We start from the raw sequence: 13,887 nt of genomic DNA, 5'->3' as shown, positions 1-13,887 counted from the left end.
TGGCGGACGGATCCGCCTCGGGGCGGGCGGAAGCGCAGGTCGGCACGGGTGGTGTCGTGGATCACTCACGTCACTCGACGATGTGCCGCCCCTCGGACCGTGCGCTGCAGGACGCCTGGAACGCGCAGTGGGTGCAGTGCTGGCCAGCGCTCGGTGTGAACCGCTCGTCGAGGACCTTCCCGGCGGCGTTGGCCAGCAGCTCGCCGACCCACTCCCCCTCCAGTGGTGCCTGGGCCTGCACCTTGGGCAGGGTCTCGCCGCCGTCGCGTCGGGCGGCACCCTGGCGCAACTGGACGAGTTCGGCGCCGGCGGGCTCGGGGCGCACCCCGTCGAAGGCGTCGTCCACGGCGCCTTCGCGGACGGCGAGCTGGTAGACGGCGAGCTGGGGGTGGTGTTCCATCTCGCGTGCGGTCGGCGCCTGTTTGCCGGTCTTGAAGTCGACGACGTAGGCGCGGCCCTCGCCGTCGGTCTCGACCCGGTCCATGGAGCCGCGGATGCGGACCTCGTAGTCGCCCGCTTCGAGGGTGACGTCGAAGCCGTGCTCGCTGGCCACGGGTGCGCGGCCCGAGCGGGCGCCGCTGGTGTCGACGTGCCACTTCAGGAAGCGTTCGAGCGCCACGCGCGCGTTGTCCTTCTCCTGCGCGGACTTCCAGGGCGCGTCGAAGGCGAGCGCGTTCCACACGGAGTCGAGGCGCTCCATGAGGACGGCGAGGTCGGCGGGGGTGTGGCCGGAGGCGACCTCGTCGGCGAGGACGTGCACCACGTTGCCGAAGCCCTGGGCGGCGGTCGCGGGGGCGTCGGCCTTGACCTCGCGGCCCAGGAACCACTGCAGGGCGCAGGTGTTGGCGAGCTGGTCGAGGGCGCTGCCGGAGAGCACGACGGGCTCGTCGCGGTTGCGCAGCGGCACCTTGCTCTCGGTCGGCTCGTACATGCCCCACCAACGGTAGGGGTGGGCTGAGGGGACCAGCGGGCGGCCGTCCTCGTCGGCGAGCGCGGCGAGCCGCGCCAACCGGTGGGCGGCGGCCTCCCTCAGGGTGTCCGAGACACGCGGGTCGACGGTCGTGGCACGCAGTTCGGCCACGAGCGCGGCGACGGACAGCGGGCGGCGCGGGCGGCCCGTGACGTCCCTGGGCTCGACGCCGAGTTCGGTGAGGAAGCGGGAAGGCTGGTCGCCGTCGTCCGCGGGGGCCTTCACCGCGGTGACGACGAGCCGTTCACGCGCGCGCGTGGCCGCCACGTAGAACAGGCGCCGCTCCTCCGTCAGCAGCGCACCCGGAGTGAGCGGTTCGGCGAGTCCGTCGCGGCCGATGCGGTCGGCCTCCAGCAGCGAGCCACGGCGGCGCAGGTCCGGCCACAGGCCCTCCTGGACGCCCGCGACGACGACGAGCCGCCACTCCAGGCCCTTGGAGCGGTGCGCGGTCATCAGGCGCACGGCGTCGGGGCGTACGGCACGCCGCGTGAGGGTGTCGGCAGCGATGTCCTCGGCCTCGATCTCCTCCAGGAAGTTGAGGGCGCCCCTGCCTCCGGTGCGTTCCTCCGCGCGCGCGGCGGTCGCGAACAGCGCGCACACGGCGTCCAGATCACGGTCGGCGTTGCGTCCGGCAGCACCACCGCGCCGCGCGGACCGCTCCAGGCGGGCCGGCCAGGGTGTGCCCTCCCACAGGTCCCACAGGGCCTCCTCGGCCGTGCCGCCGCCCGCGAGGCGCTCACGGGCCTTGCCCAGCAGCGCGCCGAGACGCTGTGCGCCACGCGCGTACGTGGGGTCGTGCGCGACCAGGCGCTCAGGCTCGGCCAGCGCCCTTGTGAGCAGCTCGTCCGAGGGCGGCGGCAGGGCGTTGCCCGCGGCCCGCTCCTCGTCACGCAGGGCACGACCGAGGCGACGCAGATCGGCGGCGTCCATACCGGCGAGGGGCGAGGCGAGCAGCATCAGGGCGGTTTCAGTGTCGAGCCAGCACGGGTCCGGCGCATCGGCCGAGTCGGCCTCGCCGTCTTCCGGTGCAGCGAGTTGTTCCCTGCCGTCTTCCGATGTCGTCACCTCGTCCACGCCATCTTCCGGTGCAGCGAGTTCCTCCCCGCCATCCTCCGATGTCGTCACCTCGTCCACTCCATCTTCCGGTGCAGCGAGTTCCTCCCCGCCGTGTTCCGGCGCGGTCAGCTCGCTTCCGCCATCTTCAGGTGCAGCCCGCTCGTCACCGCCGCCTTCCGATGCCGCCGACCCTCCCCCGCCGCCTTCCGATGCCGCCGGCTCTCCCTTGCCACCTTCAGGCGCCTTCAGCCCGTCCTCGCCGTACTCCGCCGCTACGTCCGCGTCCTCGCCCGCGCCGTAGCCCTCACCGTCGACACCGCCCTTGCCACGTACGTCCTCCTCCGCTCCCCCCGAGGCCGCCTCCGCCGCGGCCACCGCCTTCAGTGCCGTCAGCAGTGGCGCCACCGCTGGTTCGTGGCGCAGGGGCAGGTCGTCGCCGTCGATGTCCAGGGGGACGCCGGCGGCCGTGAGGGCGCGGCGGACCGTTGGAATCGTGCGGGATCCGGCGCGCACCAGGACGGCCATCTCGCGCCACGGAACGCCGTCCTCAAGGTGTGCCCGGCGCAGGATGTCGGCGATGTTGTCCAGCTCCGTACCGGGCGTCGGGTACGTGTAGACCTCGACGCGGCCTCCGTCACGGACAGGGGCGAGGTCGCGGTGCGCGCGTACCTTCTCCGCCGGCAGGCGGGTGAGCGGCATGCGCTGGGTGAGGAGCCGGGTCGCGCCGAGCAGCGCGGCGCCGGAGCGGCGGGAGGTGCGCAGGACCTCGACGGGTGCCGGGCTGCCGTCCGCGCGCGGGAAGGCCGCCGGGAACTCCAGGATGCCGTTCACATCGGCGCCCCGGAACGCGTAGATCGACTGGTCCGGGTCGCCGAAGGAGACGAGGGTGCGGCCGTCGCCCGCGAGCGCGTGCAGCAGCCGTACCTGTGCGGCGTCCGTGTCCTGGTACTCGTCCACGAAGACGGCGTCGTACTGGGCGGCGAGCCGCGCGGCGCCGTCGGGGCGGTGGGCGAGGAGGACCGCGCGGTGGACCAGTTCCGCGTAGTCGAGCACGCCCTGCATGTCGAGCACGTCGAGGTACTCGGCGAGGAAGGCGGCCGCGGCGCGCCAGTCGGGGCGGCCGATACGGCGGGCGAACGCGTCCAGGGCGCCGGGTCCCAGGCCCAGCTCACGGCTGCGGGCGAGGACCGCGCGGACCTCGTCGGCGAAGCCGCGGGTGGTGAGGCAGGCGCGCAGCTCGTCGGGCCAGCGCACGTGCGCGAGGCCGAGCCGCTCCAGGCCGCCCTGTCCCGCGAGCAGTTCGCGGACCGTGACGTCCTGCTCGGGGCCGGAGAGCAGGCGCAGCGGCTCGGCGAACAGTTCGCTGTCCTGGTGGGCGCGGACCAGGGCGTAGCAGAACGAGTGGAAGGTGGTCGCCCGGGGAGCGCGTGCCGCCCCTATGCGCAGCGCCATGCGGTCGCGCAGTTCGACGGCCGCCCTGCGGCTGAACGTCAGCACCAGGATGCGCTCGGGGTCCCCGCCGCGGGCGATCCTGGCCGCCACGGACTCGACGAGCGTGGTGGTCTTGCCGGTGCCCGGGCCTGCGAGGACGAGCAGCGGGCCGTTCCTGTGGTCAACCACGGAGCGCTGTGCCGCGTCCAGACGAGGGGGAGCCGCTGTGGCCGGCGGGGTACGCACCAGTCGGTAAGCGCCACGGTTCCCCTGCCGCACCCGGGGGTGCGACAGGCGCCTGGTGGAGGAAGAGGAGCTCACGTGGTTCGCCGGTCCTGGTGGTTGTGCTGGTCGTCGGACCACCGTGCGTGGAGGACGGTGATCGGGAGGTGAGGGGGACGCGTGCCGCCGACGCTACGCCGACGACCGGTGCGGAAGCAGGGCTTCCTCTTCTTCCCGTACGGCACTCGCGACCCGCGCGTCCCTCGCCCCACGAACGTACGGCATGCCACGGACGTGCCCCTGTTCCCTCGTACGGATCACGGGCCACCCGCAGACCCTTCGGATGGCGGAAGCTGTCAGGTGTGACCGTCCGCGTGTTCGCCGCCGTCCCACCGCGCCCGCTTCATGTCGAGGCGTGGCAGGTGGCCCTCGGTGGCTCTGCCCGCCTCCTTCAGGGGTGTGCCCTCGACGCGGTAGTGGTCAAGGGCGCGCAGTTCGTGGCCCGGGAGGAGAGCGCCGTCCGCGCGCACGACGCGCCACCAGGGAGCGGCTCCCCCGTAGAGCGCCATCACGCGGCCGACCTGGCGGGGACCGCCTTCCTCCAGCCACTCGGCAACGTCGCCGTATGTCATGACACGCCCGGGTGGGATCAGTTCGGCGACGTCCAGGACGCGCTCGGCGTACTCCGGGAGGGCGTCCGGGGGCTCCGGGCGGTCGTCGTGCGGAAGGCTCTCCTCGCTCATCCGGCCCATCCTGCCCCACGCCACCGACAGCGTGGCGGGCTCGCGACTGTGCGTGTGCCTGTGCCTGTCCCTCGCCCCCGGGCGGCGCTTCCGGCAGACTGTGCGCCCCCGCATGTGCACCCTGACACCCCCGCGTGTCGGTGGGGCATGCCACCATCATGCGGGCGGTGACCGGTGATACGAGATCAAGAAGAGACGATGAAACAGCAGGGTGCGCACCCAGAGGACGCGGAGAGCACCTCTGCCGCTTCGTCGCGCCCTCACACCGGTTCCGGCCCCGACTCCGACGCCGATTCCAGTGCCGGTACGGGCGGTAAGGACACTCCTTCCGACGTGGACAGCGGCGAGGACGAGTTCTGCGACGAGGCGCACGTCGACGAGGTCGAGGGCGACGAACCGCTGCTCCCCGCGCGCGTGCACCGTCCGTCCGACCTCATGCGCCTTCTGGTGGGCGTGCTCGCCGTCGTCGTCCTGCTGGCGATCGCCGCGTTCGCCCACGGCACCACCTCGGGCCTCGAACAGGACATCAACAAGGGCACCGGGCAGGCGCCCGATCTGCTCATCAAGATCGCGGGTCTGGCGTCCAGCATCGCGATCCTCCTGGTGCCGGTCGCGTTCGCGATCGAGCGGCTGATCAAGCGCGACGGGCTGCGCATCGCCGACGGTGTGCTCGCCGCGGTCCTCGCGCACGGAGTGACTCTGGCCACAGACCTGTGGGTCGCCAAGGCCGCGCCCGACTCCATCCAGGAGGCGCTCACCCAGCCCTCCCCCGGCGACATCCACGCCCTGACCGACCCGGTGCACGGCTATCTCGCGCCGGTCATCGCGTACATGACGGCCGTCGGCATGTCCCGGCGGCCACGCTGGCGCGCGGTGCTGTGGATCGTGCTGCTCCTCGACGCCTTCTCGATGCTCGTCACCGGCTACACGACACCGTTCTCGATCATTCTGACGGTGCTGATGGGCTGGACCGTGGCCTACGGGACGCTGTACGCGGTCGGCTCGCCCAATGTCCGTCCCACCGGGCGGACGCTGATGGCGGGCCTCCGGCACGTCGGCTTCCGTCCGGTGAGCGCGGCCCGCGAGGAGGTGTCGGACAACCCGGAGACGGGCGATCGCGGCCGGCGCTACTTCGTCACTTTGGAGGACGGACCGCCGCTGGACGTGACGGTGGTCGACCGGGAGCAGCAGGCGCAGGGGTTCTTCTACCGCGCGTGGCGCAATCTGACGCTGCGCGGCTTCGCCACGCGCAGCAGCCTCCAGTCGCTGCGGCAGGCGCTGGAGCAGGAGGCGCTGCTCGCCTACGCGGCCATCGCGGCCGGTGCCAACGCGCCCAAGCTGATCGCGACCTCGGAGCTCGGCCCCGACGCCGTGATACTCGTCTACGAGCACACGGGCGGGCGCACGCTCGACGCCCTGGCGGACGACGAGATCACCGACGAGCTGCTGCACGACACGTGGCACCAGGTTCGGGCGCTGCAGTCTCGGCGCATCGCACACCGCAGGCTGGTGGGCGAGGCGATTCTGGTGGATCGTTCCGGCACGGTGATCCTGACCGATCTGCGCGTCGGCGAGATCGCGGCCGGCGACCTGCTGCTGCGCATGGACATCTCGCAGCTCCTGGTGACGCTCGGACTGCGGGTGGGCGCCGAGCGTGCGGTGGCGTCGGCGGTGGGCGTGCTCGGCCCGGACGACGTGGCGGACTGTCTGCCGATGCTGCAGCCCATCGCCCTCAGCCGCACCTCCCGCGCGACCCTGCGCAAGCTGGCCCGGGAGCGCGCCCAGCGCGAGCGCGAGGCGGTCCTGGAGGCGTCCCGGCAGGCCAAGCAGGCCCGGCTGGAGGAGGCGTCGGACGACACCGGGCCCGTCGTACTCGACAAGCCCGACAAGAAGGCCGTACGCGCGGAGCAGCGGGCCGAGAAGAGGGCCATCGACGAGGCCCTGGACGAGGCTCGCGAGGAGGATCTGCTCACACAGATCCGTCATCAGGTGCTGTTGATCAGGCCGCAGGCGCCGGTGGAGCCGGCCCGCCTGGAGCGGGTGCGGCCGCGCACGCTGATCAGTTTCATCGCCGGCGCCATCGGTGCCTACTTCCTGCTGACGCAGCTCACCCACATCGAACTCGGCCCTCTGGTCGCGAACGCGCAGTGGGGCTGGGTCCTGGCGGCCGTGGCGTTCTCGGCGGCAAGCTACTTCGCGGCGGCGATGGCGCTGCTGGGGTTCGTGCCCGAGCGGGTGCCGTTCCTGCGGGCCGTGGCGGCGCAGGTCGCCGGGTCGTTCGTCAAGATCGTCGCTCCGGCCGCGGTGGGCGGCGTCGCCCTCAACACCCGCTTCCTGCAACGCTCGGGGGTGCGTCCGGGGCTCGCGGTGGCGAGCGTGGGCGCCTCACAGCTGTTCGGGCTCGGCTGCCACATCCTGATGCTGCTGTCCTTCGGCTACCTCACCGGCACCGAGAAGACGCCCTCGCTGTCGCCGTCCCGGACGGTCATCGCGGGTCTGCTGACGGTGGCGGTGCTCGTTCTGGTGGTCACCTCGGTGCCCTTCCTGCGGAAATTCGTCTCCACGCGCGTGCGGTCGCTTTTCGCCGGTGTCGTGCCGCGCATGCTGGACGTACTGCAGCGGCCGCAGAAGCTCGTCACCGGCATCGGCGGCATGCTGCTGCTGACCGCCTGCTTCGTGATGTGCCTGGACGCTTCGATCCGTGCTTTCGGCAGCCAGGGCACCTCCCTCAGCATCGCCAGCGTCGCCGTCGTCTTCCTCGCGGGCAACGCGCTCGGGTCCGCGGCCCCGACCCCGGGCGGTGTGGGCGCGGTCGAGGCGACCCTGACGGTCGGTCTGATCGCCGTGGGCCTGCCCAAGGAGGTGGCGGCCCCGGCCGTCCTGCTGTTCCGTCTGCTGACGCTGTGGCTGCCGGTGCTGCCGGGCTGGCTGGCCTTCAACCAACTGTCACGCAAGGGCGCGCTGTAGTACGAAGGCCGTAGACGGGTGTACCCCTTCGTACCCCTTACGGCTCGCGTCCCGAGCGCCCACACGCGCGTGCCCGCAGGATGGAAGCATGCCGAACCCTCCCCGCCTGCGCGCCGCCGCACTGACCGCCACCGTGGTGCTGCTGTCCTCCGTGCTGCTGGCGGGCTGCACCGACGACTCCAAGGACTCGCAGGACACGGATCTGTCGGCCCAGAAGCTGGACTGGAAGGACTGCCCGGCCCCGTCCGCGGCGGAGGGCGGCGGCGACGCCCCGTCGCCTCTGCCGAACGGTGGCCAGTGGCAGTGCGCCACGATGGAGGCGCCCCTCGACTGGGCCGAACCCAAGGGCGACACGATCGGCATCGCGCTGATCCGGGCGAAGGCGAGCGGCGAGAAGAGCGGGCGTATCGGCTCGCTCGTCTTCAACTTCGGCGGGCCCGGCGGCTCGGGCGTCTCCACGCTGCCCTCCTTCGGCCAGGACTACGCGAAGTTGCGCACCCGCTACGACCTGGTCAGCTTCGACCCGCGCGGAGTCGGCCGCAGCGCTCCCGTGAAGTGCGAGAGCGACCAGCAGCTCGACGCGTACTTCCAGCAGGACGCGACCCCCGACGACGCCGCCGAGCGCGCCGAGTTCCTGGACAACACCAAGGAGTTCAACGCGTCCTGCGAGAAGAACTCCAAGAAGGTGCTGCCGCATGTGCGCACCACCGACGCGGCCCGGGACATGGACCTGATGCGACAGGTCCTCGGTGACGACAAGCTGTACTACTTCGGCATCTCCTACGGCACCGAACTCGGCGGCGTCTACGCCCACTTGTTCCCCAAGCACGTGGGCCGTGCCGTCTTCGACGCGGTCGTCGACCCGACGCAGAACTCCGAACAGGGCTCGCTCGGACAGGCCAAGGGCTTCCAGCTCGCGCTCGACAACTTCGCCGAGGACTGCACGTCGAAGACCACGGACTGCGCCATCGGCGACACCGCGCAGGACGTGAAGGACCGCATCGCCACACTGCTGAAGGAGCTCGACAAAAAGCCGATCTCCGGCATCTTCCCCCGCCGGCTGACCCAGACCGCCGCGACCAACGGCATCGCGCAGGCGCTTTACTCGAAGGACTTCTGGCAGTACCTCACCGAGGGCCTGGAGCAGGCGTACGACGGTGACGGCAAGGTCCTCATGGCGCTGTCCGACTCGCTGAACGGGCGCAGCGAGAACGGCGAGTACAGCAACATCACCGCAGCCAACATCGCGATCAACTGCGCCGACGACAAGCCCCGCTACAGCACCGGCTACGTGCAGCAGAAGCTGCCCGAGTTCCGGTCGGCCTCGCCCCTGTTCGGTGACTTCCTGGCCTGGGGCATGGCCGGCTGCACCGACTGGGCCGTGCCGGGCGCCGCCGACCATCCCGACGTGAGCGCGCCGGGGGCCGCGCCGATCCTCGTCGTCGGAAACACCGGCGACCCGGCCACGCCGTACGAGGGCGCGAAGAAGATGGTGGACGCGCTGGGCAAGGGTGTCGGCGTCGAGCTGACGTACAAGGGCCAGGGGCACGGCGCCTACGACAGCAAGAACAAGTGCGTGCAGGCTGCGGTGAACGGCTATCTCCTGGACGGGAAGGTGCCACCGGCCGGAATCGTCTGCTCCTGAAGCGCACGGCGAATTCTGGATAAACACGCAGGTCAGGAGGTTATCCACAGGCTCGGGCAGATGTGGCTTGATCCGCCTACCATGGCCTGACCGCCGTCTGCTGCTCGATGCGGACGGCCTGTGAGGGGGGAAGGCACATGGCGCGATGGGTGCGGTTCACCGCGCTGGGGGCCGCCGCGGCGCTCCTGGTGGGCGGTTGCAGCAGCGGTTCGTCGTCCGACGACAGCAAGGGCGGTGACAGGACGAGCACGGCCGCCTCACCATCGTCCGGCTCCCCCGCCGGTACGACCGCCGCGTTGCCCTCCTCGCTGACCGGGCAGAAGCTCGCCTGGGGCCACTGCAAGGGCACCGCCGGCTCCCCGGCGCCGGGCAACGACTGGCAGTGCGCGACGCTGAAGGCCCCGCTGGACTGGTCCAGGCCGCAGGGCGACACGATCGGCCTCGCACTCATCCGGGCCAAGGCCCGCGGAGGAAAGCGCATCGGCTCGCTCCTGTTCAACTTCGGCGGCCCCGGCGGCTCGGGCGTGTCCATGATGCCCTCGTACGCCTCCACGGTGTCCGTGCTCCGCGAGCGGTACGACCTGGTGAGCTGGGACCCGCGCGGGGTCGCCGCCAGCGAGGGCGTGCGCTGCCGCAGCGACAGGAACATCCAGGCCGCCGAGGACGTGGACGCCACCCCGGACACCCCCGCCGAGGAGAAGGCGTACTTCCAGGACGCCGTCGACTTCGCCAAAGGCTGCGCGAAGGCCGCCGGAAAGCTGATGGCGCACGCGTCGACGACAGACACCGCCCGCGACATGGACCTGATGCGCCAGGTGCTGGGCGACACGAAGATGCACTACTTCGGCATCTCGTACGGCACCGAACTCGGCGGCGTCTACGCCCACTTGTTCCCCCGGCACGTGGGGCGGCTGATCCTCGACGCGGTCGTCGACCCGAGCGCCGACACCGTGGGCCACGCCGAGAACCAGACCAAGGGCTTCCAGCGCGCCCTGGACGACTACCTCAAGTCGACCGGCCAGGACCCGAAGCAGGGCACCCAGAAGATTGCGAACCTGGTGAAGCGGCTCGACGCGAACCCGCTGCCCACCTCGTCCGGGCGGAAACTGACGCAGACGCTCGCTCTGACGGGCATCGTCCTGCCGCTGTACAGCAAGGCCGGCTGGCCGACGCTGACGAGCGCTCTGAACTCGGCGGAGCAGGGCGACGGTTCGGAGCTGCTGGCGCTCGCCGACGGTTACAACGACCGAGACACCTCGGGGCACTACGGCACGACGACCCACTCGCAACGAGTCATATCGTGCCTGGACGACAAGCAGCGGCCGACCGCCGAGGAGACGAAGAAGCTGCTGCCGGAGTTCGAGAAGATCTCGCCCGTGTTCGGGGACTTCCTCGGCTGGGACACGGCCGGCTGGTGCCACGACTGGCCGGTGGCCGGACAGTACGACACCCCGGAGGTGAGCGCGCCCGGTGCGGCACCGATCCTGGTGGTCGGCAACACCGGCGACCCGGCGACTCCGTACGAGGGCGCGAAGAAGATGGCCGACGAGCTGGGCAGGGGCGTCGGCGTGGAGCTCACCTGGAAGGGCGAGGGACACGGCGCGTACGGCAGCGGGAGCGACTGCGTCGACTCGACGGTGAACGCGTATCTGCTGCGGGGGACGGTGCCGAAGGACGGCAAGGTCTGCGCCTCGTAGCCCGGGCACTCCTGATCCGGGAAGCGGAGAGGGGCCCGGCACGCGAAGTGCCGAGCCCCTGCCGAGAAGGCGTACGCCTGATGCGCCGACCAGTGCACCGGCTTGTCGGGCCGGCGCACCGGCTTGTCGGGCTAGTACACCGGCTTGTCGGGCTCGATCTGGTGGACCCAGCCGATCACGCCGCCGCCGACGTGCACGGCGTCGGAGAAGCCCGCGGACTTCAGGACCGCGAGGACTTCCGCACTGCGGACACCCGTCTTGCAGTGCAGGACGATCTTCTTGTCCTGCGGGAGGCTCTCCAGGGCGGTGCCCATGAGGAACTCGTTCTTCGGGATCAGCTTGGCGCCGGGGATCGACACGATCTCGTACTCGTTGATCTCGCGGACGTCGATGATCTCGATGTTCTCGCCGTCGTCGATCCACTCCTTGAGCTGCTTGGGAGTGATCGTCGAGCCGGCGGCGGCCTCCTGGGCCTCCTCGGAGACGACGCCGCAGAAGGCCTCGTAGTCGATGAGCTCGGTGACGGTCGGGTTCTCGCCGCAGACCGCGCAGTTCGGGTCCTTGCGGACCTTCACCTGGCGGTACTGCATCTCCAGGGCGTCGTAGATCATCAGGCGGCCGACGAGAGGCTCGCCGATGCCCGCGAGGAGCTTGATGGCCTCGTTGACCTGAATGGAGCCGATGGACGCGCACAGCACGCCCAGGACGCCGCCCTCGGCGCAGGAGGGGACCATGCCCGGCGGCGGGGGCTCCGGGTAGAGGCATCGGTAGCAGGGGCCGTGCTCGGACCAGAAGACGGAGGCCTGGCCGTCGAAGCGGTAGATCGAACCCCACACGTACGGCTTGTTGAGCAGCACGGCCGCGTCGTTGACCAGGTAGCGGGTCGCGAAGTTGTCCGTGCCGTCGACGATCAGGTCGTACTGGCTGAAGATGTCCAGCACGTTGTCGGCCTCAAGCCGCTCCTCGTGAAGGATCACGTTCACGTACGGGTTGATGCCGAGGACGGAGTCGCGCGCGGACGCGGCCTTGGAGCGGCCGATGTCGGCCTGGCTGTGGATGATCTGGCGCTGCAGGTTCGACTCGTCGACCTCGTCGAACTCCACGATGCCGAGCGTGCCCACGCCCGCCGCGGCCAGGTACATCAGCGCCGGCGAGCCCAGGCCGCCGGCGCCCACACAGAGCACCTTGGCGTTCTTCAGCCGCTTCTGCCCGTCCATCCCCACGTCGGGGATGATCAGGTGGCGGGAGTACCTGCGGACCTCGTCTACGGTGAGCTCAGAAGCGGGCTCGACCAGGGGTGGCAGCGACACGGGGACTCCGTTGGTCGGTCAATCACTACAGTTGTTCTCCCCGTAACACTGCCACGGCCTTCTTCATTCCGAGACACCCGTTCCGATCCGCGAGACGATCTCGTCCCAGTAGCCGGGCATGGTCGCCCAGGGGTCGCTGCGGCCACCGCGGTCGGTGTGATCGGTGAAGTAGATGGTCGAGGCGCCCTGCCAGCGGGCGATGCGCAGTGCCTCCTCCAGGTGCGGGCGGGGCACCCCGTGGACGAAGTGGCAGAACCGCTCGGGCGGGTGGCCGGCCGTCCACTCGGCCACCTGCGACCAGCGGTAGTCGCTCCAGGGGCCGCGGAAGGTGACCATCTGGTCGGCGCTGTCCGCATAGCCGGGGTGCGGGTGGGTGCCGTGGCCGAGGACGATGTGGGCACCGTCACGGATCGTGCGGAGCGTACTGACGGTGCGGCGGATCTCGGGGAGCGGGGCGCGTTCGCTCGGGCAGCGGTCCAGGAGGAAGCCGTCGACCTGGTACCAGTCGATGTGGCGGTACGCGTCGGAGATCACCTCGCCGAAGGCCCGCGCCCCGTACGCGCAGTCGAGATGGCCGAGGACCCGGACGCCCGCGTTGCGCAGGCGGCCGGCTGCCTCAAGACAGTGTGGATCGGGGCGGGAGCCGGGGCCGTCGGACACGTTGAGGACGACCCAGTGCAGGGGCGTTCCCGGTCGGGTGAGTTCGGCCCACTCGGTGGGGGCGACGAGGGGGTGTGCGTAGCCGGGGATGCCGAAGCCGGTGCGGACGTCGGTGCTCGCGGTGCCCGCTCTGGTGCTGGTCAGATACGGCATGCCGCCTCCATCCAGATGTCGGCGAGGGACTCTTCGAGGTTGATCCGGGGACGCCAGCCGAGCCGGTCGCGTGCGGTACGCACGTCGGCCTGCTGCCAGCTGCCGCAGCCGTCCGGATACGGGTACGCGACCGGGGCCGCGTGGTCGGGTTCGGGGCGCGGGTGGCCGATGGTCGGCCGCAGGGCGCCGGGCGGGGCGTCGAGTTCGTGGAGGGCGCCGCCGTATCCGGCCACGCGGGCGAGCACGGCGGCGGCGTCGCGCAGGCGGATGGCGCGGCCCGAGCCGATGTTGATGACGCCCTGTGCGGCCGAGAGCGAGGCGGCGTGCACGGCGCGGGCCACGTCCCGTACGTCGATGAAGTCGCGCTGGACGCCGAGGCCGCCGAGCTTGAGCTCGCCGTCGCCGGACTGCATGGCGCGGCGCATGGCCTCGGCGAGGCGGCCGAGCGGCGAGCCGGCGGGGGTGCCGGGGCCGGCCGGTGAGAAGACCCGCAGGACGACCGCGTCCAGGCCGGAGCCGAGGACCAGTTCGGTGGCGGCGAGCTTGCTCACTCCGTACGGGCCGCCGGGGCGCGGCACCGCGTCCTCGGCCGTGGAGGAGCCGGCCTGGCTCGGGCCGTACTCGGCACCGCAGCCGATCTGCACCAGGCGGGCGCCGCAGCCGCTGCGCCGCAGGGCTTCGCAGACGGTGGCGACGGCGACGGTGTTGTGGCGGGTGAGGTCGCGGGCGCCGCCCCGGGTGGCGCCGGCGCAGTTGACGACGACTCCGGGGTGGACCGCGTCGAGGAAGCGGGTGAGGGCGCCGGGGCTGCCGGACGCGAGGTCGAAGCGGACGTCGGCGTCGTCCCCGCGGCCGAGTGCGGTGAGCTGGACGGCCGGGTCGGCGAGCAGACGGTCGGCGACGAAGCGGCCGAGGTAGCCGTTGGCCCCGATCAACAGGACTCTCATCGGGCTGCTCCCGGGGCCGAGGCGTCGGGTCGGGAGGTGATCATCTGGACTTCTCCTTCGGAGGGGGTGGTGCGGTTGCCTCGGGC

General features: G+C 71.4%; 8 protein-coding genes. 3 read left to right on the top strand and 5 right to left on the bottom strand.

The features are described 5' to 3' along the window. Window positions 1-70: 70 nt before the first annotated feature. The gene (locus OG870_RS30540) at window positions 71-3,778 is read right to left on the bottom strand and encodes a UvrD-helicase domain-containing protein (protein ID WP_266844029.1); all 3,708 of its coding nucleotides are present in this window, start codon (window positions 3,776-3,778) and stop codon (window positions 71-73) included. Window positions 3,779-4,035: 257 nt separating this feature from the next. Continuing rightward, the gene (locus OG870_RS30535) at window positions 4,036-4,422 is read right to left on the bottom strand and encodes an MGMT family protein (protein WP_266844031.1); all 387 of its coding nucleotides are present in this window, start codon (window positions 4,420-4,422) and stop codon (window positions 4,036-4,038) included. Between the two features lie 198 nt (window positions 4,423-4,620). Here OG870_RS30535 and OG870_RS30530 point away from each other — a divergent pair, with 198 nt between their 5' ends. From OG870_RS30530 to OG870_RS30520, 3 genes are all read left to right on the top strand, one after another. Next, the gene (locus tag OG870_RS30530) at window positions 4,621-7,389 is read left to right on the top strand and encodes a lysylphosphatidylglycerol synthase domain-containing protein (RefSeq protein ID WP_266521205.1); all 2,769 of its coding nucleotides are present in this window, start codon (window positions 4,621-4,623) and stop codon (window positions 7,387-7,389) included. A gap of 88 nt (window positions 7,390-7,477) precedes the next feature. After that, window positions 7,478-9,034: an alpha/beta hydrolase gene (locus OG870_RS30525; RefSeq protein ID WP_266589792.1), complete on the top strand. Its 1,557-nt coding sequence runs from the start codon at window positions 7,478-7,480 to the stop codon at window positions 9,032-9,034. 137 nt (window positions 9,035-9,171) lie between these two features. Beyond that, window positions 9,172-10,731, top strand: coding sequence for an alpha/beta hydrolase (locus OG870_RS30520; protein WP_266844034.1), 1,560 nt, complete (start codon window positions 9,172-9,174; stop codon window positions 10,729-10,731). A gap of 131 nt (window positions 10,732-10,862) precedes the next feature. Here OG870_RS30520 and moeZ read toward each other — a convergent pair whose 3' ends face one another. The 3 genes from moeZ to OG870_RS30505 form a co-directional block, all read right to left on the bottom strand. Next, window positions 10,863-12,041 (bottom strand): adenylyltransferase/sulfurtransferase MoeZ, encoded by a 1,179-nt coding sequence (gene moeZ / locus OG870_RS30515; protein ID WP_266521194.1) that lies wholly within the window; start codon window positions 12,039-12,041, stop codon window positions 10,863-10,865. 63 nt (window positions 12,042-12,104) lie between these two features. Beyond that, window positions 12,105-12,854: a spherulation-specific family 4 protein gene (locus OG870_RS30510; protein WP_266844037.1), complete on the bottom strand. Its 750-nt coding sequence runs from the start codon at window positions 12,852-12,854 to the stop codon at window positions 12,105-12,107. Continuing rightward, entirely contained in the window at window positions 12,842-13,801 is a 960-nt protein-coding gene (locus OG870_RS30505; RefSeq protein ID WP_266589788.1) for an NAD-dependent epimerase/dehydratase family protein, read from the bottom strand. The genes OG870_RS30510 and OG870_RS30505 overlap by 13 nt, the downstream gene beginning before the upstream one ends. Window positions 13,802-13,887 lie beyond the last annotated feature (86 nt).

This window comes from Streptomyces sp. NBC_00461 (assembly GCF_036013935.1).
Classification (GTDB): domain Bacteria; phylum Actinomycetota; class Actinomycetes; order Streptomycetales; family Streptomycetaceae; genus Streptomyces.
The sequence above is the reverse complement of the archived record's forward strand: the minus strand, read 5'-3'. Positions and strand labels throughout refer to the sequence as shown.

Bases quoted from the DNA above. Each gene is read 5' to 3' on its own strand.
- OG870_RS30535 (WP_266844031.1), bottom strand. From the start codon at position 4,422: ATGAGCGAGGAGAGCCTTCCGCACGACGACCGCCCGGAGCCCCCGGAC.
- OG870_RS30520 (WP_266844034.1), top strand. From the start codon at position 9,172: ATGGCGCGATGGGTGCGGTTCACCGCGCTGGGGGCCGCCGCGGCGCTC.
- OG870_RS30510 (WP_266844037.1), bottom strand. From the start codon at position 12,854: ATGCCGTATCTGACCAGCACCAGAGCGGGCACCGCGAGCACCGACGTC.
- OG870_RS30525 (WP_266589792.1), top strand. From the start codon at position 7,478: ATGCCGAACCCTCCCCGCCTGCGCGCCGCCGCACTGACCGCCACCGTG.
- OG870_RS30530 (WP_266521205.1), top strand. From the start codon at position 4,621: ATGAAACAGCAGGGTGCGCACCCAGAGGACGCGGAGAGCACCTCTGCC.
- OG870_RS30505 (WP_266589788.1), bottom strand. From the start codon at position 13,801: ATGAGAGTCCTGTTGATCGGGGCCAACGGCTACCTCGGCCGCTTCGTC.